Origin of the sequence: Marinobacter sp. KM021, from assembly GCF_050707965.1 — a bacterium.
Classification (GTDB): Bacteria; Pseudomonadota; Gammaproteobacteria; order Pseudomonadales; family Oleiphilaceae; genus Marinobacter; species Marinobacter shengliensis.
Map to the genome: position 1 here is coordinate 4309495 of NZ_CP136129.1, position 22765 is coordinate 4332259.

Annotated in this window: 22 protein-coding genes and 1 tRNA gene; 4 read left to right on the forward strand and 19 right to left on the reverse strand. The window is 58.7% G+C overall.

What is annotated here, in order from left to right; translation table 11 throughout:
* The first annotated feature begins 286 nt into the window (after nt 1-286).
* Nucleotides 287-1780 (forward strand): transposase, encoded by a 1494-nt coding sequence (locus tag RVM24_RS20090; RefSeq protein WP_058090686.1) that lies wholly within the window; start codon nt 287-289, stop codon nt 1778-1780.
* Nucleotides 1781-1997: 217 nt separating this feature from the next.
* Here the strand turns inward: RVM24_RS20090 and RVM24_RS20095 are convergent, their stop codons facing one another.
* The 7 genes from RVM24_RS20095 to rpsU form a co-directional block, all read right to left on the reverse strand.
* Complete coding sequence (locus RVM24_RS20095; protein WP_227513176.1) at nt 1998-2510, reverse strand: hypothetical protein; 513 nt, start codon at nt 2508-2510, stop codon at nt 1998-2000.
* Between the two features lie 114 nt (nt 2511-2624).
* On the reverse strand, nt 2625-2774 hold the full coding sequence (locus RVM24_RS20100; protein WP_227513177.1) for a cation transporter: 150 nt from the start codon (nt 2772-2774) through the stop codon (nt 2625-2627).
* A 246-nt stretch (nt 2775-3020) separates the two neighbouring features.
* Nucleotides 3021-3077, reverse strand: coding sequence for a hypothetical protein (locus tag RVM24_RS20105; RefSeq protein ID WP_264754055.1), 57 nt, complete (start codon nt 3075-3077; stop codon nt 3021-3023).
* A gap of 412 nt (nt 3078-3489) precedes the next feature.
* Nucleotides 3490-3566: transfer RNA gene (locus RVM24_RS20110), tRNA-Ile, on the reverse strand.
* Between the two features lie 60 nt (nt 3567-3626).
* The gene (rpoD, locus tag RVM24_RS20115) at nt 3627-5474 is read right to left on the reverse strand and encodes an RNA polymerase sigma factor RpoD (protein ID WP_058090688.1); all 1848 of its coding nucleotides are present in this window, start codon (nt 5472-5474) and stop codon (nt 3627-3629) included.
* Nucleotides 5475-5624: 150 nt separating this feature from the next.
* A complete protein-coding gene (gene dnaG, locus RVM24_RS20120) occupies nt 5625-7361 on the reverse strand; it encodes a DNA primase (protein WP_138436774.1) in 1737 nt (578 codons plus the stop codon).
* Nucleotides 7362-7514: 153 nt separating this feature from the next.
* Nucleotides 7515-7730: a 30S ribosomal protein S21 gene (gene rpsU, locus RVM24_RS20125; protein ID WP_007153483.1), complete on the reverse strand. Its 216-nt coding sequence runs from the start codon at nt 7728-7730 to the stop codon at nt 7515-7517.
* A 234-nt stretch (nt 7731-7964) separates the two neighbouring features.
* Between rpsU and tsaD the strand changes: the two genes are divergently transcribed.
* Nucleotides 7965-9020, forward strand: coding sequence for a tRNA (adenosine(37)-N6)-threonylcarbamoyltransferase complex transferase subunit TsaD (gene tsaD, locus RVM24_RS20130; protein ID WP_106694534.1), 1056 nt, complete (start codon nt 7965-7967; stop codon nt 9018-9020).
* Between the two features lie 12 nt (nt 9021-9032).
* Here the strand turns inward: tsaD and plsY are convergent, their stop codons facing one another.
* Entirely contained in the window at nt 9033-9626 is a 594-nt protein-coding gene (plsY, locus tag RVM24_RS20135; protein WP_431475422.1) for a glycerol-3-phosphate 1-O-acyltransferase PlsY, read from the reverse strand.
* A gap of 145 nt (nt 9627-9771) precedes the next feature.
* Here plsY and folB point away from each other — a divergent pair, with 145 nt between their 5' ends.
* The gene (gene folB / locus RVM24_RS20140; protein WP_431474648.1) at nt 9772-10143 is read left to right on the forward strand and encodes a dihydroneopterin aldolase; all 372 of its coding nucleotides are present in this window, start codon (nt 9772-9774) and stop codon (nt 10141-10143) included.
* Nucleotides 10140-10655 (forward strand): 2-amino-4-hydroxy-6-hydroxymethyldihydropteridine diphosphokinase, encoded by a 516-nt coding sequence (gene folK / locus RVM24_RS20145; RefSeq protein WP_106694478.1) that lies wholly within the window; start codon nt 10140-10142, stop codon nt 10653-10655. The genes folB and folK (RVM24_RS20145) overlap by 4 nt, the downstream gene beginning before the upstream one ends.
* Here the strand turns inward: folK (RVM24_RS20145) and pgi are convergent.
* The 11 genes from pgi to dksA form a co-directional block, all read right to left on the reverse strand.
* Nucleotides 10638-12299: a glucose-6-phosphate isomerase gene (pgi, locus tag RVM24_RS20150; protein ID WP_061333536.1), complete on the reverse strand. Its 1662-nt coding sequence runs from the start codon at nt 12297-12299 to the stop codon at nt 10638-10640. The two genes, folK (RVM24_RS20145) and pgi, sit on opposite strands and share 18 nt — an antisense overlap.
* Nucleotides 12300-12353: 54 nt before the next feature.
* Nucleotides 12354-13202: a pantoate--beta-alanine ligase gene (panC, locus tag RVM24_RS20155; protein ID WP_061333537.1), complete on the reverse strand. Its 849-nt coding sequence runs from the start codon at nt 13200-13202 to the stop codon at nt 12354-12356.
* A complete protein-coding gene (panB, locus tag RVM24_RS20160; protein WP_061333538.1) occupies nt 13199-13993 on the reverse strand; it encodes a 3-methyl-2-oxobutanoate hydroxymethyltransferase in 795 nt (264 codons plus the stop codon). Before panB ends, panC begins: the two co-directional genes overlap by 4 nt.
* 119 nt (nt 13994-14112) lie before the next feature.
* Nucleotides 14113-14613, reverse strand: a complete 501-nt coding sequence (gene folK / locus RVM24_RS20165; RefSeq protein WP_061333539.1) for a 2-amino-4-hydroxy-6-hydroxymethyldihydropteridine diphosphokinase — start codon at nt 14611-14613, stop codon at nt 14113-14115.
* Nucleotides 14610-15980: a polynucleotide adenylyltransferase PcnB gene (pcnB, locus tag RVM24_RS20170; RefSeq protein ID WP_061333540.1), complete on the reverse strand. Its 1371-nt coding sequence runs from the start codon at nt 15978-15980 to the stop codon at nt 14610-14612. Before pcnB ends, folK (RVM24_RS20165) begins: the two co-directional genes overlap by 4 nt.
* The gene (locus RVM24_RS20175) at nt 15973-16296 is read right to left on the reverse strand and encodes a hypothetical protein (protein WP_227510286.1); all 324 of its coding nucleotides are present in this window, start codon (nt 16294-16296) and stop codon (nt 15973-15975) included. Before RVM24_RS20175 ends, pcnB begins: the two co-directional genes overlap by 8 nt.
* A 396-nt stretch (nt 16297-16692) precedes the next feature.
* A complete protein-coding gene (locus tag RVM24_RS20180) occupies nt 16693-18090 on the reverse strand; it encodes a sigma-54-dependent transcriptional regulator (protein ID WP_061333541.1) in 1398 nt (465 codons plus the stop codon).
* A gap of 7 nt (nt 18091-18097) precedes the next feature.
* Nucleotides 18098-21061 carry an ATP-binding protein gene (locus tag RVM24_RS20185; protein WP_058090700.1) on the reverse strand — a complete coding sequence of 988 codons (2964 nt, stop codon included), beginning with the start codon at nt 21059-21061 and terminating at the stop codon, nt 18098-18100.
* Nucleotides 21051-21227: a hypothetical protein gene (locus tag RVM24_RS20190; RefSeq protein ID WP_058090701.1), complete on the reverse strand. Its 177-nt coding sequence runs from the start codon at nt 21225-21227 to the stop codon at nt 21051-21053. The genes RVM24_RS20185 and RVM24_RS20190 overlap by 11 nt, the downstream gene beginning before the upstream one ends.
* 4 nt (nt 21228-21231) lie before the next feature.
* Complete coding sequence (gene gluQRS / locus RVM24_RS20195; RefSeq protein WP_431474649.1) at nt 21232-22149, reverse strand: tRNA glutamyl-Q(34) synthetase GluQRS; 918 nt, start codon at nt 22147-22149, stop codon at nt 21232-21234.
* Between the two features lie 47 nt (nt 22150-22196).
* The gene (gene dksA, locus RVM24_RS20200; RefSeq protein ID WP_058090703.1) at nt 22197-22637 is read right to left on the reverse strand and encodes an RNA polymerase-binding protein DksA; all 441 of its coding nucleotides are present in this window, start codon (nt 22635-22637) and stop codon (nt 22197-22199) included.
* Nucleotides 22638-22765: the final 128 nt, after the last annotated feature.

A 22765-nucleotide genomic window follows, 5' to 3' on the forward strand; every position in this document is an offset into this window, starting at 1 on the left:
CCGCGCCGTGGCATCCCACCTCTTGCGGCCGTCTTGCTTTTCGGCGGGAGGCCATTTTGCAAATTACCGACCGAATATCTTCGGAGCATCCTGACCAATTGCGCCAACAACTGCGCTCGATCCGATGGCGCATCTCTGCGTCCGGCCTAACTTCTCAGCAAAATATAAACACTACATCACCCTGTCATCCAGCCTGCGTCCGAGCATCGGCACCCCTTTCTGCCCCTGTCCAAACCTCTGAGCAATTGTTAAGCTGTATATGCGTACAGCATCAAGGGATTGCATCATGCCATTGGCCAGGATGGCCGCGCCTGCTCCGACGCGCCCCTACGAGCGCCACCGGCCAGAAGAAACGCTGCTCTATCAACTCATCGAAACCCATTACCCCGCGTTTCGTGCCCAGCTCGAAGCTCAAGGACAAACGCTGCCTGCCTTCGTTAAGCAGGAGTTCGACGAGTTCCTCAAATGCGGTCGGCTTGATTACGGATTCTTGCGGGTGTGCTGCGAAGATTGCAAGCATGAACGCCTGGTTGCTTTCAGTTGCAAACGACGGGGGTTCTGCCCGAGTTGCGGTGCTCGGCGAATGGCGGAGTCCGCCGCCTTGCTGGTTGATGAAGTGCTGCCGAAAGAGCCCATCCGGCAGTGGGTGCTGAGTTTCCCCTACGAATTGCGTTTTCTGCTTGCCCAGCAACCCGCCATGATGGGCAAAGTGCTGGAGATCGTCTATCGCACGGTGGCCACCCACTTGGTCAAGAAGGCCGGGTTCAACAAGCGTACTGCCCATACCGGGGCTGTCACCCTGATTCAACGCTTCGGCTCTGCACTGAACTTGAACATTCATTTTCACATGCTGTTTCTCGACGGCGTTTACGCGGAGGACAAATACGGCGTCATGCGCTTTCACCGCGTCAAAGCCCCCGCGATAGAGGAACTCAGCTCTCTGGTGCATCAGCTCTCTCATCGCGTCACTCGGGTTCTGGAGAAAAAAGGCTGGCTGCAACGTGACGATGAAAACACCTATTTACTTCTGGATGCCATCGATCAGGAGGATGATGCCCTCGGCCAGTTGCAAGGGCATTCGATCACTTACCGCATCGCAATGGGGCCGCAGAAAGGACGCAAGGTGTTCACCTTGCAAAGCCTGCCACCCCGTCTGGATACCCCCAGAGTATCAGACCGTGTGGCCAAACAAGCGGGATTTTCCTTGCACGCCGGAGTCATGGCCGAAGCCCACCAACGTGACGTGCTGGAACGGCTGTGCCGCTACATTTCTCGGCCCGCGGTGTCGGAAAAGCGGCTGGCGCTCACCAGCAATGGCAAAGTTCGCTATGAACTGAAGACGCCGTACCGTGATGGCACCACGCATGTGTTTTTCGATCCCCTGGATTTCATGGCGCGGCTAGCGGCGCTGGTGCCGAAACCGCGTGTGAACCTGACGCGGTTCCACGGTATTTTCGCCCCCAACAGTAAACATCGGGCGCTGATCACGCCAGCAAAAAGAGGCAAGGGGAGGAAACTTGCGAAACAGGGATGCTCAGAAAAGACCATTGCCGAACGCCGCAAAGCCATGACCTGGATGCAACGATTGAAGCGCGTTTTCAACATCGACATAGAAAAGTGCGAGCTTTGCGGCGGGCACGTCAAGGTGGTCTCCTGTATCGAAGACCCTGCCGTGATCGAGAAGATTCTGCAACATCTGGCGATGAAGGAATCGCTGCCGTTACCCCGCGTCCATGAAGCGAGGGCGCCGCCGGATCAGGCGGCGCTGTTCCAGCTCTAAACCACCACTCCTTCTCCTTCACCAACGACTTGCCCCAACACGGCAGGATGAGACGCGCCTGCTGGGTGCATCTTTCAAGAAAACCGATGAAAAACCGACCGCCAATACCTACGCTACCGAACGGAAAAGGCTGAATTCTGGCTCCGAAAGGACCTTTGGGCCGTTCATGCACGGATTTCATATGATAGGATTTCAGCGAAAAGGCGCTTTATTTGTCCTATACCCCCAGAGCCGCATAACTTTCACCGCCCTGAACCACGGTGACCGAGCGCCAGCCACTGTAGGCCAGACGAAACTGGTAGAGCAGGTGTGGAAAGGCCTTGGACTGAATCGTAATCGGGTTATCGGGGTGGGTAAAATCAGAGAACCCCTGCTGTGCGACAACGGCCTGTTGGCGAAAAATGACCTCTCGCTCCGGCCCATGCAGTGCTCGCCATTGCTTCACCCGGCGTTGCAGTGTGCGCAAAATGGTCTGGTCGTAGTGCTCAGGGTACTGCTCTTGCAAGTAATCAAGCAGTGTTGTTCCGGTTAAATCCGGCTTGGCTTTTAGCAAGGGGAGCAACTCTGTCTCCCAAACGGCCTCCAGTGGGTCTTCTCGGGTGCGCCACTGACGCTCGGTGTTAGCGCGGGGGTTTTGTGTTGACGTCTCGATGCGTCGTCCGGATCGAACGGAAATGCCCGCCTTGGCGGCAGCCACTTCCTGGCTTGCGCCATTTTGTCGGTGCTGCATGAACAGCTCCTCTTGTCGGTTGGTTATGTGTTGGCCTGGCACCCATTGCTCCACCATGGAAAACAAGGGGCCAATTGTTACACCCAACCGGCCAAGATAATTGTCGCTAACCGGTCATCCTAATTGTCGCCGAACAGTCAGACCCAGGTAGAGAATATAGCTGGCTATGCCAATGGTGATCGCGGGATCAACCCAGCGCATGTCGTAGAGCAGGATAAGGGCTCCACCTACAACAACCGCTATTGACGCAAACGCATCAGACAAGTTGTGTAAAACAACGCATGAATATTAACGCTGCCCTTCTGCATTGAGTAGGTCAGCAGCGCGCTCAACGCGTCCATTATCAGTGCAACAATGTAAGTCGGACTACCCAACACCCCTTGAGTTCCAGCGGATCTGGGAACCGCATGACACCCTCGTATATCAGGTAGGGCCCTATCATGATCAAGGTGGTGTATTTAACAGCGCAACACCTACCTTTATTCGCCCGTAGCCGAAGGTCAGCTTTTATTAAGCCGGGCGACGCGCAATCTTACGGGCCGCGAACGCGATAATCAGCGATGCCATGTCCCAGAAGTTATGTATAGCATCGGCAATCAGCGCCAAACTGCCGGCAAAGTCCTTTCCGCGATCTGGACGAGAGTCAGGATGCCGTTTGCCCAGATGGCTACTGCAACCCGTTTATGCTTGGTTTCAGGGGGAATGTGAACTAGCTGTATACTGAAAAAGTGTGCTTTACCTCATATAGGTTTCGAAGTAATGCGGGAAGAAGCGTTAATTGGTTGCTTCCAATGTTCGCATTGCGACCCGAGCGACCAATTTATGGAATCAATCTAAGGCAACCTTATGGTTTCGTGACCATCAAGAGCTGCGTAACAACGGAACAGCGGCCAAAACTCCCGACATAAGTCACCATAATGTGGCCGTTCCGGCCAACTTATGGTGGCATGACCAGGAAGTGATGTAACTGCTTGAAGTATGGTGGGCCCACCTGGACTCGAACCAGGGACCAAAGGATTATGAGTCCTCTGCTCTAACCAACTGAGCTATAGGCCCTAAAAGGGAAGCGGGCGCCATTATACCCACGAGGGGTGGCGCCCGCTACTGTCTTGCGGATTAACCGTTGCCCTGGTCGTCAATAAAGCCGCGCAGGTGATCGGAGCGGGAAGGGTGGCGCAGTTTGCGCAGGGCCTTGGCTTCGATCTGACGGATACGCTCCCGGGTTACGTCGAACTGTTTGCCGACTTCTTCCAGGGTGTGGTCGGTGTTCATTTCAATACCAAAGCGCATGCGCAAGACTTTGGATTCGCGAGCGGTCAGCCCGGCCAGCACCGAGCGGGTCGCCTCGCGCAGGCCTTCGGCAGTGGCGGAATCCACCGGCGACAGGGCCTGGATATCTTCGATGAAATCGCCCAGATGGCTGTCTTCATCGTCGCCAATCGGGGTTTCCATGGAGATCGGCTCTTTGGCGATCTTCAGTACCTTGCGGATCTTGTCTTCCGGCATGTCCATGCGCTCGCCCAGCTCTTCCGGCGTGGGCTCGCGGCCCATTTCCTGCAGCATCTGGCGGGAGATACGGTTGAGCTTGTTGATGGTCTCAATCATATGCACCGGAATCCGGATGGTACGGGCCTGGTCCGCGATGGAGCGGGTAATGGCCTGGCGAATCCACCAGGTGGCATAGGTAGAGAACTTATAGCCGCGACGGTATTCAAACTTGTCCACGGCCTTCATCAGGCCGATGTTGCCTTCCTGAATCAGGTCCAGGAACTGCAGGCCACGGTTGGTGTATTTCTTGGCGATGGAAATTACCAGTCGCAGGTTAGCCTCGACCATTTCTTTCTTGGCGCGGCGGGCCTTGGCTTCGCCGATGGACACCCGACGGTTGATTTCCTTGATGTCGACTACGTCCAGATCCACTTCGGTCTGGACGTTCTGGATGCGCTTCTGCAGGCGCACGATCTCGTCGATGCGTTCACCAATGGCGGCGGCGTATGGCTTCTTGGTGGCCGCGATTTCTTTCGCCCATTCCAGGTCGGTCTCGTTGCCCGGGAACCATTTGATGAAATCTTTGCGCGGCATTTTGCAGTCGCGTACGCAGATCTGCATGATGGCCCGTTCGTTCTCCCGCACCAGATCGTTGGTGGAGCGAACCACGTTCACCAGTTCGTCAAACGCCTTGTTGCCCAGCTTGAATGGTGCAAACACCTGGCCCAGTTCGTTCAGGGCTTCCTGGGTTTTCTTGTGGCTGCGGCCGTGCTTGGCCAGGGCTTTGTCGGCGGCATCCAGTTTTTCTTTCAGCAACTCAAAACGCAGGCGGGTTTCTTCCGGGTCCGGACCGTTATCGGTTTCTTCCTCGGTTGAAGTGTCGTCGTCATCATCGCTGCTGTCGCTGTCGTCAGCAGAGGTGTCTTCACTGGTGTCTTCGCCCATGAACGGCTCGGCGTCGTCCGGGTCCAGGAAGCCGGTAACGATGTCGCTGATGCGGCCTTCGTTCTCGATGATGCGATCGTAAGCCTGAATCACGGTGCCGGCGGTGCCGGGGAAGTGGGCTACGGCCGCCATGACGTCGCGAATGCCTTCCTCAATGCGCTTGGCGATCACGATTTCGCCTTCACGGGTCAGCAGTTCAACGGTGCCCATTTCACGCATGTACATGCGCACCGGGTCGGTGGTGCGGCCGGCATCGGTTTCCACGGCGGCGAGAGCGGCGGCGGCTTCAGCGGCGGCGGCTTCGTCGGCGGTGGAGTCGCCTTCGGTCATCAACAGGGTATCGGCGTCGGGTGTTTCTTCGCACACCTGGATACCCATGTCGTTGATCATCCGGATAATGTCTTCAACCTGATCCGGATCTGCGATATCTTCCGGTAGGTGGTCGTTTACCTCGGCGTAAGTCAGGTAACCTTGTTCCTTGCCTCGTGCGATGAGGTCTTTCAAACGTGATTTCTGCGAATTGCCTGACATAGACACCCTGTGAACTCGCTTTTAAAGAGGAAAAAAGTTAAACAGCCATTATAGCTGCCGCGTATCTGCTGTGCCACCGAATGGTTAGATGGTGATCAGTGGCGTCAGTTTCAAGTGGTCATGCCCCAGCAACCGGATTTAACGCAGGTTTCAATCTACGTTGCCCTTGCTGAGCGTTCTCAGCTCTTCCCGCTGTTCCGGGGTGAGCGTGGCCAGATTCCGGAGCAGGGTTGCCAGTCTTTGCTGGCGCGCGGCCTCTTCGTTCGGGCTCAACAGTTCTCTGGCGGCTGCCAGTATGCTTTCCCGGGCCGGTATGTGCTCCAGTCCATCAAACAGGTTGTAGAACCTGTCTCTGGCCTGTTTGTCCGTTGCCAGTCCCGAGACTAATGCCTTGCGGGTACTGATATTCTGTTCCATCAGCCAGCGGGCGAACCGCCCGGCCTGCTCCAGCTGGCGGTTGCTGTCAGCCAATGTTTTGACTTCCGCCGCCATTTCCGGTGCTTCCAGTAGTGCCAGGCAAAGCGTGCTGTCTTTGCTCAGCTTCACATCTATCCGTTCTTCTGTCGGCCGGTTCTGCCGCTCGCCGCGCCATCCGCGGGCTTTGAAGTCATTGCCTTTGGGCCGTTCCTGCCAGGGCTTCCGGCCGCCACACAGGCGCATCATTTCGTGCCACATGGCGTCCCGCAGTGTGCTGCGGGGCATCTTGTTCAGAAGCGGTTCTGCACGGGCTCTCAGTTCGCCCCGGTGTTCCGGCAGCTCCAGGTTCAAACCCTCGCTCTGCCGGTCGAACAGGTAACGCGACAGGGGCGTTGCCGCTTCAATCCGCTCCCTGAAGGCGTCTGCGCCTTCCTTTCGGATCAGTGTGTCCGGGTCTTCACCCTGTGGCAGCATCAGAAACTGCAGATGCAGGCCGTCGGCCATCAGTTCCAGGGCGTTCTCCATGGCGCGGTCTGCAGCACGGAAACCGGCCTGATCGCCATCAAAGCAGAACACAATGTGCCGGACTTGCCTTAGCAGGGCGGTCAGACTGTCCTGGTTGGTTGCGGTGCCCAGGGTTGCAACGGCATCGTGTATGCCGTGCTGGGCCAGCGCGATCACGTCCATGTAGCCTTCAACCACCAGCAATTTGTCCAGCTGGCGGATGGCTTGCCGGGCCTCATAAAGGCCGTAGATCTCCCGGCTTTTATGAAATACATCCGACTCCGGGGAGTTGATGTATTTGGCCTTGTCGTCTCCAAGGGTTCGGCCGCCAAAGGCCACTGTTTTGCCCCGGGTGTTCCGGATCGGAAACATCACCCGATTGCGGAACAGATCTCTTGGCCGGCCGTACTTGTCTGAAACCGTTTTGGTTTCCAGTAATGGCTCTTTCAGGTCTTTCGGCGCCGCGTCAAAAAGCGCCGTTCCGGTGCCGGGCGCAAAGCCGATCTGGTACTGCTCGATGATGGCATCGTCCAGGCCGCGCTGTTTCAGGTAGTCCCGAGCGTAAGCGCCTTGCTGGCTGCCCAGAGCCGAGTGGTAGAAGCGGCTGGCGAAATCCAGGGCGTCGGTCAGGGATCTGGCCTGCTGCATTTCCTGGCGCGCGGCTTTATCATAGGGCACCTCAAGACCTGCCCGTTTGGCCAGCTCTTCGACAGCCTCGGTAAAGCCAAGCCCCTCGAATTCGCGGATAAAGCTGATGGCATCACCATGAGCGCCGCACCCGAAACAGTGGTAAAAGCCTTTATCTGGCCGAACGTTGAACGACGGTGTTTTTTCGTCGTGAAACGGACAACAGGCCTTGTAGTTGGCGCCAGCCTTTTTGAGGGTGATGCGGCTACCGATCAGCTCTGCCAGATCAATCCGATCAAGCAGGTCTTCAACAAATCGTTGAGGGATCAGTCCGCTCATGGTGGCTCCACTTCAGTCGGGGTGCCTGATACAAACCGGTATTCGCCATAGCCAAAAATGCCGCCGAAGCCAGGCCTCGGCGGCATTTTCAGTTTGCCGGAGAAGGCGAAACGCCGTTCCGGCAATCAGTCTTGCTGTCGATGCGCGCTGAACTCAGTACAGACGCTCGAACTTACGCTGCTCACGCTGAAGCTTCTTGAGATGACGCTTAACGGCGGCAGCTGCTTTACGCTTACGAACAGCGGTCGGCTTCTCGTAGTGCTCACGACGACGTACTTCAGACAGTACACCGGCCTTCTCGCAGGAACGCTTGAAGCGACGCAGTGCTACATCAAACGGCTCATTCTCTTTCACTTTAACAGCTGGCATTCGAAAATCACCTACCTGATAGATTCGGTTTCAATTGGTTCCGCCGGCCTTGGCCACGCGGGCTCGATACCTGGTCAGATTGGCTAAAACTCGACCAGTGCATAATTTAGGGCGGCAATGATAGCCGTTGGATATGTTCAGGTCAATGACTGTTCAATGAAACTGCCGGAGCCTTTCGGGTTTCTGCTAAAATGCCGCCAGTTTCTCATTCCCATTTCGGACGCGGCCCAGACTATGCTGATTCTTGGTATTGAAACCTCCTGTGACGAAACCGGCGTTGCCCTGTATGACACCGAGCAGGGCTTGCTGGCCCACGCGCTGTTCAGCCAGATTGCTATGCATGCGGATTATGGCGGGGTAGTGCCTGAGCTGGCGTCCCGTGACCATGTTCGCAAGCTGTTGCCGCTGTGTGACCAGGTATTGGCCAAGGCTGGCAGGGATCGTAACGATCTTGAAGGGATAGCCTACACCGCCGGCCCCGGGCTGGTTGGGGCGCTGATGGTGGGTGGTTCCGTGGCCCATGCTCTGGGTTTCGCGCTGGGCATTCCGGTGCTGGGTGTTCACCACATGGAAGGGCATTTGCTGGCGCCAATGTTAGAAGACAATCCGCCAGCGTTTCCTTTTGTTGCTCTGTTGGTGTCCGGTGGTCACACCCAGCTGGTTCGGGTGGATGGTATCGGGCAGTACCAGATGCTGGGTGAATCGGTGGATGACGCCGCCGGCGAAGCCTTTGATAAAACCGCCAAGATGCTCGGGCTGGATTACCCCGGAGGCCCCCGGGTGGCGGCGCTGGCGGAGAAGGGCCGGGAGGGAATCTACCGTTTTCCCCGGCCAATGACGGATCGTCCCGGGCTGGATTTCAGCTTCAGCGGTTTGAAAACGTTTACCCTGAACACGGTGAACGATGCGAAAGATAACGATGCCTTCGATGAGCAGGTAAAAGCAGACATCGCCCTGGCCTTTGAGGCGGCTGTAGTGGATACCCTGACCATCAAGTGCCGGAGGGCGCTGGAGCAAACCGGTTGCAAGCGCCTGGTTATTGCCGGTGGAGTAAGCGCCAACAAGCGGTTGCGGGCAGGGCTGGAAAAGATGACCGCGAAACTCAATGGCTCGGTGTTTTACGCCCGCCCAGAGTTCTGTACTGACAACGGCGCGATGATTGCGTATGCCGGTGCCCAGCGGCTCCAGAGCGGTCAAAGGGACGGTGAGCGCATTGTTTCGGTGCCGCGCTGGCCGATGAATACCTTGCCGCCGGTTAACGAGCCGCGGGCGAATGGCCTGGTCGATTAACCCGGCCGGGCTTTAAAGCCCGGTTTCCCGGCCCTGGGCGAGGCGGATCAGGTTGTTGCGGTGGCGCACCACGATCAGCAGGGTCAGCAGCCCGAACAGTGGCAGGGTTTCCGGCTCAATCAGCGCGCTGATAACCGGCCCACTGGTAACCGCTACCAGGGAGGCCAGCGCTGAAATGCGCCAGCGCCACATGATCAGCAGCCAAAGCAGCGCCATGATACCGGTGGTCACCGGCGCCAACGCCAAACCGGCCCCGAGCGCTGTGGCCACGCCCTTGCCGCCTTTGAAACGATAGAACAGGGGAATCATGTGGCCGGTGACCGCGCACAGTGCCACCATGGCCTGAACCAGTATCGACATACCCGCAACGTGTGATAGCCACACTGGCAGCCAGCCTTTGAAGGCATCCAGTACCAGTGTAGCCACCGCCGGTTGCCAGCCACCCGCCCGGTATACGTTGGTGGCACCGGGGTTGCCGGAGCCCAGGACTCTTGGGTCAGGCAGGCGCCAGAGCCTGCATACCGGGATGGCAAACAGCACGGAGCCGGCCAGGTAGGCGCCGAAGCAGAGTGCGACAATCAGAACTGGGTTACTGGTCAGGTTCATGGCCATATCGCGGGCGCGCAGACGGCGCCGGGTGTTCTGTGAGAAAATGCCCGCCCTGAAGCTCAGTACACAGGCAAACTCCCACACTATCGTTTGCCTGCACATTATTCAATCAGCCTTGAGTGGAACACACTGGGAGTCCGGTTTGGCAGAAGGTTTGGTAGACACAGTGCTCATCGAGGGCCTGGCAGTGGACACCGTGATCGGCGTTTACGATTGGGAGAGGGAAATCACCCAGCGGATACTGGTGGATCTGGAAATGGCCTGGGACAACCGTCTGCCCGGGGCCAGCGACAATGTCGCCGATGCACTGGATTACGCGGCCGTTAGTGAGCGGGTGAGTGAATGCCTGCAAACCCTGAAACCCCAGCTGCTGGAACGGGCAGCGGAAGAGATTGCTGCGCTGTTGCAGTTGGAATTTGGTGTGCGCTGGCTACGGCTGACCCTGAACAAGCCCGGGGCCGTGCCGGCTGCGCGCTCCGTGGGCGTCCGGATTGAGCGGGGAACGCGGGCATGAGCCGGGTTTACATCAGTATTGGCACGAACATCGAGCGCTACCGCCATGTCACTGTTGCACTGGACGCGCTGGCCGGGTGGTTTGGAGATTTGACCATCTCGCCGGTTTACGAGAGTGAATCCGTCGGTTTTGAAGGTTCCGATTTCCTCAATCTTGTGGTGGGAATCGACACCGGGCTTTCGGTGGGTGAGCTGTCCCGCCGGTTCAAGCAGTTGGAAGCCGACAACGGCCGAACCCGATCTGCGCCCAAATTCAGCCCTCGAACCCTGGACCTGGATATATTGACCTATGATGATTCTGTCGGGGTGGTCGACGGTGTCGAGCTGCCGAGGGCGGAGATCCTCAAGAATGCTTTCGTGTTGCGGCCGCTGGCAGACATTGCCGGGGCAGAAATGCATCCGGCCTGCCGGCAAACTTACCAGCAGCTCTGGCAGGACTACCAGCGTGACCAGAAGCTCTGGCCGGTCGACTTCAGCTGGCAGGGGTGCCAGATTTCACGGGCGGTTGGCTGACCTGAATAGGCGGATCATCTGGTCGGTGGCACTGTCGCCGGCGGTGCCTTCGAATTTATCCCCGAGCAGCCGGGGCAGGATCTGGTTGCCAATTTGCTTGCCCAGTTCCACGCCCCACTGATCAAAGCAATCGATATCCCAGATCACGCTTTGCACGAAGGTGCGGTGCTCATACAGCGCGATCACGGCCCCAAGGGTTGTCGGGGTAATCTTGTCCATCACCAGAATATTGCTGGGTTTATTGCCTGGGATTTCCTTGTGGGGTGCCAGGGCTTTTGCGTCAGCCGAGGCCAAGCCCGCCTGCAACAGTTCCTGTTCCGCCTCGGCCCGGGTTTTCCCGGCCATCATAGCGCTGGCTTGGCTCAGGCAGTTGGCAAACAGGGTAGCGTGGTGATGTTCCACCGGATTGTGGGACTGCAAGGGGATGATGAAGTCAGCCGGGATCAGCCGTGTGCCCTGGTGAATCAGCTGGTGGTAAGCGTGCTGGCCATTGGCGCCAACGCCGCCCCACAGGATTGGCCCGGTTTCGTAATCCACGGCGGTGCCGATCTGCGTTACCCGCTTACCGTTACTTTCCATATCCAGCTGTTGCAAGTGCTCCGGCAGATGCTTGAGGTATTCGTCATACGGTAGAACGGCGTGGCTCTGTGCATCCCAGAAGTTGTTGTACCAGACGCTCAGCATGGCCATGATCACCGGCAGGTTGCTGGCCGCTGGCTGTTCACGGAAGTGACAGTCCATGGCGTGAGCACCCTCAAGCAGTGCCCGGAAGTGCTCCATACCGATGGTCAGGGCAATGGGCAGGCCGATGGCCGACCAGAGGGAGTACCGCCCCCCGACCCAGTCCCACATGGGGAAGACGTTGTTGCGGTCGATGCCGAACCGGATGGCTTCGTCCACGTTGGCGGTAACCGCCAGGAAATGCCGGGCCACCGCGGGCTCACTGCCGCTCTTGTCGAGAAACCACTGGCGCGCTAGCAGGCTGTTATCCAGTGTTTCCTGGGTGCGGAACGACTTCGACTGCACCAGGAATAAGGTGGTTTCCGGGTTCAGCGACCTCAAGGTTTCGGCGATATCGGTGCCGTCAATGTTGGCAACAAAGTGGCAGTTCAACTGGCCTTGCCAGAAGGGTTTCAGGGCTTCCACCACCAGTTTCGGGCCGAGGAACGAGCCGCCGATACCGATGCTCACCACGTCGGTAAAGGGTTTGTTGGTATAGCCGGTATGGCAGCCCTCGGTGATGGCAGACACCAGCTCCGCCATTCTGTCGAGTGTGGCGTGCACTTCCGGAATAATGTTTTCACCGTGTACCCGAACGTCCTGGCCGCGGGGTTGGCGCAATGCCGTGTGCAGGGCGGGGCGGTTTTCCGTTCGATTGACGATGCCGCCATCAAACAGCGCGTTTCGCTGCTGCTCCAGGCCACAGGCCTGGGCCAGGTCCATCAGCGCGTTGAAGGTCGCATCGGTAAGCCGATTGCGCGAGAAGTCCAGGGTCAGGCCTGCGCCGCTCACCAGGTACCGCTGGGCTCGCTGCGGGTCGTCCCTGAACAGATCCCGTATCGGCGTTCCGGCCAGCAGATCCTTGAGTTGGGCCAGAACCCGCCATTCCGGGAGATGAGTCAGTGGTGCCGGTTTGTCGGGCATCAGAGGTTCCTTTCTGTTCGCCGCCGGGCAGTCTTCAGGCGGTGGTTCCTGGTGTTATCGGGTGACGCTAAGGTTGTCGATTAGCCGGGTCGTCCCTAAAAACGCCGCGACCAGAAGCGTCAGCTCCCGATCTGCTTCGCTGGCGGGTTTCAGCGTCTGGCTGTTCACAATGTTGAAATAGTCCGGGCGTAGCCCGGCTTTGGCCAGCGTGTCGTTCGCTTCCCGTGCCAGATCGTCAAAATCGGAGCGGCCCTGTTCCAGCTGCGCAGCCACGCTGGTCAACGTCTGGTACACCACCGGCGCAATGGCTCTCTCCTCTTCATTGAGATAGCCGTTTCTGGAACTTTTCGCCAGTCCGTCCTCTTCGCGAACAGTGGGGGCGCCAATAATTTCAACCGGAATCATCAGGTCCCGGGTCAGTTTGCGGATGACCGCCAATTGCTGGAAATCTTTCTCGCCGAACACGGCCAGGTCGGGCTGAACCATGTTGAACAGCATGGTAACGACCGTTGCCACACCTTCGAAGTGCCCTGGCCGGCTGGCACCGCAGTGCCCCTCGCTGACTTCCGGCACAACCACTTTGGTTTGTCGGGCCAGGCCCTCGGGGTAAATCTCGTCCGCCGAAGGCGCGAACACCAGGGTGTTGCCAGCGGCGGCCAACTTGTCCTGGTCGTCGGCGAGTGTGCGGGGGTAAGTGTCCAGGTCTTCGTTGGCGCCGAACTGCATCGGATTGACAAAAATGCTGGTGACAACGATATCTGCAGCCTCTGCCGCCTTCCGTACCAGCGAAACGTGGCCCTCGTGCAGGTTGCCCATGGTGGGCACCAGGCCAATGGTTTTACCCTGCTGCCGGTAGCTGCGCAGAATGGTTCGGAGTTCTTTAAGTGAATGTACGGTTCTCATGCCTTGAACGTATGCTCCTCGGCCGGAAATGAACGCGCCTTGACGGCCTGGGCGTAGGCGGCGATGGCCTCCGGAATAGAGTTGGTTTCCGCCAGGAAGTTTTTCACGAAGCGGGGTTTTCGGCCGGTGGTGATGCCCAACATATCGTGCAGCACCAGCACCTGGCCGTCGGTGTCTGCGCCTGCGCCAATGCCGATCACCGGGGCCCGGACGGCCTGGGTGATGCGGGCAGCGAGAGGGGCGGGTACGCATTCCAGAAGGATGACATCGGCGCCTGCCGCTTCCAGCTCGCAGGCATGCTCGATCATGGCTTCGGCAGCCTTTTCGTCACGGCCCTGAACCTTGTAGCCGCCAAACTTGTTAACGAATTGTGGCGTCAGCCCCAGGTGGGCGCAAACCGGTACACCGCGCTCACTCAGGGCTTCGATGGTGTCTTTCATCCAGTCAGTACCCTCAAGCTTGACCATGTGGGCGCCGGCGCGCATCAGTTCTGCGGCGTTGTCCAGGGCATCGGTCACGGTGCCGTAAGACATGAAGGGCATATCGGCCATGATCAGTGAACCCTGGTTGCCTTTGGCAACGCAGCTGGTGTGGTAAACCATCTGTTCCATTGTGACTGGCAGGGTGCTGTCATGCCCCTGCAGAACCATGCCCAGCGAATCACCAATCAGGATAACGTCAACGCCGGCCTCGCTGACCACATGTGCGAAGGTGGCATCGTAGGAGGTCAGGGCAGAGAAGGCTTCGCCCTTTTGCTTGTATTCCCGCAGGGTATTGATGGTAACTGCCATAAGATCCTTGCCTTTTGGGTGGATGGGCCGGTTCTGGCTCGGGGTCGTCCGAGTTCAGAGCGATAGATTAATGCCGGGGTATATCTGACACAAGAGTAGCATGGGAGTCTGGCTTGGGGTCAGTGACTTCCGGCCTTTGGGGGCAATAATCGAAGCTGGTTGTCCGGGCATGCTTGTCGCAGTGTTTCAATGCTTCGGCCATCAGGCAGCGTCAGCTCGGGATTCAGGTCGAGAATGGGCTGCAGCACGAAGTCCCGGTTGGCCAGCTCGGCATGGGGTACGGTCAGTCGCTCGTCGTGGATGCTGTCGTTGCCGTAAAGCAGCAGGTCAAGGTCCAGGGTTCGGGGCCCCCAGTGGCGCAGTCGCTCCCGGCCGTGAGCCTGTTCGATGGCTTGAAGATGATCCAGTAACTGGTGCGGCGTCAGCTCCGTGGACAATTGCACGGCGCCATTCACGAAGTCCGGTTGATCCTGGGGGCCAACCGGCCGGCTGGCATAGAAGGCAGACTGTGCCAGCAGGGTGGTATTGGGCAGGCTGGCCAGTTCGGCAACCGCGCGTGCCAGCTGGGCGGTTGGGTCTTCCAGATTGCTGCCCAGCCCAACATAGGCCACTACCGTCATGCTTGGGGTGGCCTTTTGACTGGGCTGCGTTTGCGGCGCCGTTTACGCGGGGTGCTGGCGGAGCCTAGCTCAGACAGCATTTTTTCCTGCCCGCGTTCGTCCAGGCGCTGGAAGTCCGTCCACCAGTCGCCGAGGCCCGGTTCGATCTCGCCGGCGGATTCACGTACCAGCAGGAAATCATAGGCAGCCCGGAAGCGCGGGTGGGCCAGCGTGCCAAAGGCCCGCTTGCCCTGGCGCCTGGGCAGGCGCATCTGCATTTCCCAGATCTCTTTCATCGGGCCTGAGAAGCGTTTCGGAATGGCTGTGGCCTGCACCTGCCGGCCAATGACTTTGCCGATGGCGCCATGAAGGGCGGGCTGCACCGGGTCGCCATTATCCTGGCGGCGGCGCCATTCCACTTGCAGGGCCGGCCAGAGCATGGCGGCAAACAGGAAGTAAGGCGTGACGGATTTGCCCTGGGCAATCCGGGCGTCGGTATTGCGCAGTGCCTGGCGAATGAGTTCGTCGGATTCCCCGGCGTCGATGGCCTTGGCGGTTTCCGGGAACAAGGGCGCCAGTAGGCCGTACTCGCTGAGCAAGTCATAGGTCGCTTCGCCATGGCCCGCCGAGAACAGCTTGAGCACTTCATCAAACAGCCGGGCCGAGGGGATGTGAGTCAGCAATGGCGCCAGTTCCCGGATGGGAGCTTCGGTGTCCGGTTCAATTTCGAAACCCAGTTTAGCGGCAAAGCGGATGGCGCGAAGCATGCGAACCGGATCTTCCCGGTAGCGGGTTTCCGGGTCACCGATCAGGCGGATCTGGCGATTTTTCAGATCGTCAACGCCGTTGGCGTAGTCGATGATCGTGAAGTTGCGGATGCAGTAGTAAAGCGCGTTGATAGTGAAGTCACGGCGCAGGGCGTCTTCTTCCTGGTTGCCGTAGACATTGTCCCGCAACAGCAGGCCATGCTCACTGGTTCTGTGCTCATCGGCTGCCGGTTCGTCTTCGGTGTCCCGGGCGTTGCCCCTGAAAGTGGTCACCTCGATGATTTCCCGGCCGAATACCACATGCACAATCCGGAACCGGCGCCCGATCAGTCGCGAATTCCGGAACAGGTCGTGAACTTCCTCAGGGGTAGCGTCGGTGGCAATGTCGAAATCCTTTGGCTGCCCGCCCAGGAGGATGTCGCGCACGCCGCCGCCCACCAGATAAGCTTCATAGCCGGCTTTGTTAAGCCGATGCAGGACTTTTCGTGCGGGCTCGCTGATCATCGAGCGGGACACGGTGTGCTGATCCCGGGGGATCTCCTGCCGCTGGTAGCGTCGGGCTTTCTTTTTCCCGTTGCCGGGAATGAAGGAGCGTAGTTTTTCTACAAGTCGTTTAGGCATGAAATTCCGTGATTGCGATGCGCAAAGACGGGGATTTTAACGGTTTGCGCAGGAATTGCACATGTTTAGGCAGAAACGGAAATAGAAAAGGTGATTTTTGTTCAGGAGTTGGGGTGGTCAGGGTGAGTCTGTAGGCCAGATAATCAAAAGGCGGATTCGTTTTCACGAACCCGCCCTGAAAGCGTTGACGATCTGCATTGTTTTTGTTGTTGCCGGGATTCTTTTTGATTTTTCTACCCCACCGTGTTGTCCCAACAGTAAGGACATCAAATAACGCAAACGGAAAGCTTTGAATACATAGAGCGGTCAGGAGCAAGGTGCGGGTTATCGGGGTAGTTGCAGTGCCGCTTCAGGAGCGATTCTTCTCTACATCTACAACTCGCACATGCCTGGGGACCACTAAAAAGCAAAGTACCCAAAACACTCAGTTCGCTTGCATCCTGTTCTTGTTTTTGTTGCTGGATGCTCATGCAGCTTTTTGTTTTTGTTTTGCCGCTGCGTTGTCACTTTTGTTTTTGTTGTTGTGCGCTATTAAGAGTGCGAAGGCTGTGCCAGTTTTTGAAAACCTTTAATTAACAGAGGGTTATGTTTTTGTGAGAAATAAGTGTTACCCCGTATACGTCTAAAGTGTTACCTGTCTCACGTAACCTGAGTCGGAAGTGTTACCTTGGGGAACGCTGGGTAACAAATGATTTCGGGTTCATTTCTTTGTTCAGGAACTTTTCTTGCGGGGAATACCCAAACGCTGGCGACGTTCCCACAGAGATTTCCGGCTGATGCCCAGTTTCTGGGCCAGCTCGGTTTCGCTCATCCGGTCCTGGTTCTCCAGCACAAAATGCTGAAAGTAGTCTTCCAGAGACAGGTCGTTGGCGGAGTCCGGCTCACGGGTGCGGGTCTGCTCGTTGTTGCCTTCTACCAGGGTTTCCGGAATGTACTCGTCACTACCCTCGTTATCGAGGTCCAGCACTGCGGGGGTAATGATGTCGCCGTCGGTGAGAATGGACGCCCGTTCGATGGCATTCTCCAGCTCCCGCACGTTTCCTGGCCAGCGGCACCGCTCCAGCGCCTGCATGGCCTCCGGGCTGAGACTGAGCTCCGGCCGTCCGAGCTTCTCTGCCTGCCGCTTAAGGAAACGGCGGGCCAGGCCCAGAATGTCTGACCGGCGTTCTCGCAGGGGCGGAATTCGGATTTGCATTACGTTAAGGCGGTAATACAGGTCTTCCCGGAATTCTCCGGTGCGGGTCATTGCTTTCAGGTTCCGGTGGGTTGCGGCAATCATGCGCACATCCACTTTCCGGCTCTGGGTGGAGCCGACCTTGCGGATCTCGCTTTCCTGCAGCACGCGCAACAGCCGGGCCTGGGCTTCCGCTGGCAGTTCGCCGATCTCATCAAGGAACAGGCTGCCGCCATCGGCGGCTTCAATCAGGCCGGTACGGGCGGAAACGGCGCCGGTGAATGCGCCTTTCTCATGGCCGAACAACTCCGATTCAATCAGGCTTTCGGGGATGGCTGCGCAGTTTACTGAAATCAGCGGCTTGGTGGCCCTGGGGCTGAGCAGATGCAGGGCCCTGGCCGCCAGTTCCTTACCGGTGCCGGACTCGCCCTGTATCAGGACGGTGGTTTCGGTCGGGGCCACCTTGCGAATCAGCGTGAACACCTTCTGCATGGGCTCGCACTGGCCATACATGATGGCTGCCGGGTCGGATTCGGTCGCCTGGTGCTGCCCGGCGCTCTCGCCACTGCCGGGCTCATCAGGCTGCGCACTCTGGCGAGCCAGGATGTTCTCAACGGCTGCGAGCATTTCATCGTGATCAAAGGGCTTGGCGATGTAGTCCACGGCACCGAGTTTCATGGAGTCCACGGCTGAGCGCAGACTGGCATAGCTGGTCATGATCAGCACCGGGGTGTTGGGCGCCCGGTTGATCATCTCGGTACCCGCGGCGCCGGGCAGGCGCAGATCGGTGATGATCAGGTCAAAGCCGTCCGGTTCCAGGTTGTCCGCTTCCTCTACGGAGACGGCATCCGCCACTTCGTAACCGGCGTGCTGCAGCAGCTTGCGGACCGCGGAGCGGATGATGTCTTCATCTTCAACTATCAGAATACGGGGCATATCGCGTTCACGACCTTTCGTTCGGGGTGCTGTTGCCGGTATCGGTGTCTGGCTCGTAGGCGGGCAGGCGTAACCTTACACAGGTTCCCCGCTGGCGTTCGGTATCTGCCGGGCTTTCCACCTGTACGTTGCCATAGTGTTCTTCAACAATGCTATACACCAGTGAAAGCCCAAGGCCCGTACCTTTGTTCGGTGCTTTGGTGGTGTAAAACGGTTCAAAGATATGGTCCAGCTGGTCAGCGGGAATGCCGGTGCCTTCGTCAATCACTTCGATGATAGCGGAGTAGCCATCGCCCTTTCCACTGACCCGGATGGTACCGCCGTCTGGCGAGGCATCCCGGGCGTTGGCCAGGAGGTTGACGAAGACCTGCACCAGGCGTTGCTCATCCCCCAGTATCTGCAGGTTTTCCGGGCACTCGTTCCGGTACTGGATGCCCATGCCCTTGTCACTCAGCGACAACAGGTTGATGGATTCTTCCACGCAGCGGTGGATGCTGACCGGCTCATAGCGGTTGGCATGGGCGTGGTTGCCGGTTCGGGCAAAGTTCATCAGTGACTGCAATATGGCGGAGATGCGTCGGGTTTGCTGCTGTATCTGGTCTGCGGTTTCCAGGATGGACGGGTCGTCGGTTTCCAGTTTCAGGTTCTGGGCCAGCGACGAAATACCGGTGACCGGGTTGCCAATCTCGTGCGCAACACCGGCGGCCAGTCGGCCCACGGAGGCCAGCCGTTCACTGTGCATCAGCTCGTCTTCCAGTAATCGGGTTTCGGTCTGGTCTTCCACCAGAATGATCGAGCCACCTTCCGGATGGTCCGGCCCGCTCAGGGCAGCCTTATGAAGGTTCAGCCAGTGGGGCTTGCCCCGCAGGTCGAGCCGGTGCTTGTAACGGTGCAGGTCGTCGCCCCGGTTGAAGTCGTCCAGCAGGGTATGCCAGTGCTCCGGCAGGGCCATCAGTTTGGCGCCGACCACCTCGTCGGCAGAAATGCCAGTGAGCGATTCGATGGCGTGGTTCCACATCAGGATTTCGCCATCCTCACCGACAGAGCAGGCGGGTATCGGCAGGTTCTGCAGGGTCTGCCGGTAGTGGCGCCGCAAGTTGTCGAGCTCCCCGGCCAGGCCGGTAAGCTGGTTCTGGTAGTCGCCCAGCGCCCGCTCCACATAGCGGATGTCCTGGCCGGTGCCGCCGTGGGTCAGGGGTTTGAAGCCCAGATGGCGTTTGACAATATCCCTGGCTACGGCGGGGCCCAGCAAGCCCGACAGGTTGATTTCAACCTGATCCCGCAGGCGCCTGAGCTGGTAGGGGCGAAACTCCACGTTGGGCAGCTTTAATTGCCCCAGTGCACGCTCTACTTCCCGTCGGGCCACGGTCGGGCCCAGCGGGTCGGTCAGATGTTGAACGAAGTCGTTGGAGGATGTTGCCAGCAGTTCCCTGCGCTGTGGGCGAGACAGCGCACCCAGGGAGCAGGCCTGTGCCGCGCTGGTTTCTTCCGGAGACGCGGGGCTCAGGATTGAGACCAGTGCAAACACCGAAATGTTGGCCGTCAGGCTGATGAAAGTGAACAGGTGCCAATTGTCATAACCCGGGGTGACCGGAAGATCCAGCCAGGACAGCAGGTCGGCGGCGTAGGAAAACGGCAGCACCAGGGTGGTCATCCAGATGGCCAGGCCGGTCAGCAGTCCGGCGATCAGACCGCGCCGGTTGCCCTCCGGCCAGTAGATAACGCCGAGGGCGCCTGGTAGCAGCTGCAAGGTGCCGGAGAGCGAGATGGCTCCGAGGATGGACAGGTCCAGGTTCTGGCCAATGGTTTCGTGGAACAGCAGCGCCAGAAACAGGATAACGGCAATGAGCAGGCGTTTTACCCACTGCAGCCATTGATAGATGTCGCCCTGGTCTTTGGGAGTTTTCAGGGGCAGCACAACATGGTTGAGAACCATGCCCGACAGCGCCAGGGTGCTGACGATCATCAGCCCGCTGGCGGCGGAAAGCCCTGCGATATACATCAACAGTGTTAGCGCCGGGCTCTCCAGTGCCTGGGCCACCCCGATACTGAAAAACGCCTGGGGCACAACAACACCCAGGGCCTGGCCGGCCCAGACAATCAGGGGCACTGGCAGGCCAAGCAGTAGCAGATACAGGGGCAGGCCCCAGCTGGCTTTCGCCAGGGCCCTTGGCGAGGGGTTCTCGCTGAAGGTCATATGGTACATGTGCGGGAGGACCAGCGCGGCGGCAAACGACATCAGCAGCAGGGCCCGCCAGCTGCCATCATTGATCGCCATGGTCATGGTTGCCTCGGGGTGTGAGGCCCGGGCCAACCATTCTTCAAGCCCGTCGGTGCCGCCGAACACACCGAATAACACCACACCACCCAGCACCAGCAGGGCAACCACCTTGACCAGGGAGTCAAAGGCGATGGCCAGCACCAGCCCCTGATGGTTGCCAGAGCTCTGGTGCCGGCGTGCGCCAAAGAGCATGGTGAACAGCACGACGATCAGGCTGAACATCACGCTGATGGCTTTGGGCGAGGTGTCAGGCGCGAGCAGGGACGCCGATACCGCAACAGCCTGAATCTGCATGCTCAGTAGCGCCAAAATGGCGGCGGCTGAGCAGAGTGTCACCAGGGTGCCGGCCCACTGGCTGCGATAACGATAGGCAAAGAGGTCAGCCAGGGACGTCAGTTGATAAGCGCGGCCGATGCGCAAGATCGGGTTCAGCAACACCGGCGCCAGCAGAAAGGCCCCGGAGATACCCAGATAGTAAGCCAGAAAGCCGTAACCGGATTCCGCCGCCATGCCGATGGCGCCGTAGACTGCCCAGATGCCGGCGTAGACGCCAAGGCTCAGGGTATAAACCAGAGGATGCCGTACCCACTGACGCAGCAGGGTGCCCCGCTCGGTACTCCAGGCAATGCCGAACAACAGAATCAGGTACAGAAGGCTGGCCAGTAGCAGGCCGCTGGCGCTAAAACTCATTGGGGTCTCGCCGCCATTCGAGCCAGAAGCCGATGGCAATCAGGCCTCCCCAGATCACGTAGGGGCTGTACCAGGCGTTATCTGGTGAGGTCCACCAGTCCAGAATGTTGGGAGAAAAAATATAAATGGCCAGTACCAGCAAAAAGACCAGGCGGTAGATATACATCGGCTCAGTGGTCCGGACGCAAGTGTGTGTTTGGGGTTATACCACGGGCCTGCCGGGATGTCAGGGGGATGGCGTGCCGGCGCCAGTTTTCCCGGCCCCAGGCGAGCACATCGTCCACCGTTGCGTTCAGAAGCGCGGACGGCGGCTGTTGGCCAAGGGCTGCCAGTGCGTTGACCAGGTTGGCGGCGGGCTGTTGGTCATCCAGCGCCGGAGCATGGGTCTGTTTGCTCAGCTTCTGGCCCCGATCGTTCACGATGACCGGTATATGCAGCCACTGCGGTGGCTGGGCGCCAAGAGCACGGAAAATCTGTTGCTGCTGCGCGGTCATGTCCAATAAGTCGGAGCCCCGCACCACGTGGCTGATGTTCTGGTCGATATCGTCCACCACCACTGCCAGTTGGTAGGCATAGAAGCCCTCCTTACGCAGTAGCACCGGGTCGTCCAGTTCTGCCGCTACTTTCTGTTGCTGATCGCCCAGCAGCAGATCCTGCCAGTGGCTGACTTCGTCGGTCAGGGCAAATCGAATGGCGTAGGGGGTATCTCCAGGTGCTGGATGGCCATCTCGGCAGTGGTCCGGATGATAACCGCCGTGCTTTTGGAGCAGTTTTCGGGAGCACCGGCACCGATAGGCTTTATGCCGCGCCAGAAGCTGGCCAATGGCGGCCTGGTAGGCGTCGTGGCGCCGGGATTGAAACCGTACCGGTTCGTCAGGAAACAGCCCGTGGCAATCCAGGGAATGGAGAATCTGGCCGGTGGCCTCGGGGGGCTCCCGTAGCGGGTCCAGGTCTTCGATGCGAACCAGCCAGTCGCCACCGGCGGTGCGGGCTTCCAGCCAACTGGCCAGGGCGGTTACAAGGGAGCCGAAATGCAGCGGTCCTGTCGGGGAAGGGGCAAAACGCCCACGGTACCGTGGTTGCTCCATAGAGACTCAGTAAGCCGGCTGCTCATGCGGCCGGCTATCGGTGGGGCTCAGATGCCAGTCTGGCGCTCGCGGATTTCCGCCAGGGTTTTGCAGTCGATGCACAGTGTGGCCGTCGGGCGAGCTTCCAGGCGACGAATGCCGATCTCCACGCCGCACTGATCGCAGAAGCCGTAGTCGTCTTTGTCGATGCGGTCGATGGTCTGGTCAATCTTTTTGATCAGCTTGCGCTCGCGATCCCGGGTGCGCAGCTCCAGGCTGAATTCTTCTTCCTGGGTTGCACGGTCACTGGGATCCGCGTAATTTGCGGCGTCTTCCTGCATGTGGTGCATGGTGCGGTCCACTTCTTCCATCAGCTCCTGTTTCCATTGCAGGAGCAGATTTTTGAAGTGCTGCAGCATGTCAGCACTCATGTAGTCTTCACCCTTTTTCATTTCATAAGGGGTGAAATTGGTAAAACGTTCGCGTGGTTGTTCTGCAGTGTTTGCCATTGAACCCGGCCTCTTGTTTGTACTACTACAAGAACGCTTTGCTTCCGCCGCGCCAGCACGGTTGCTGCGCGGTTTAACCCTGGATAAAAGCATTCGTCCTGAAACGGGAATTTGCGGAAAATAGCAGA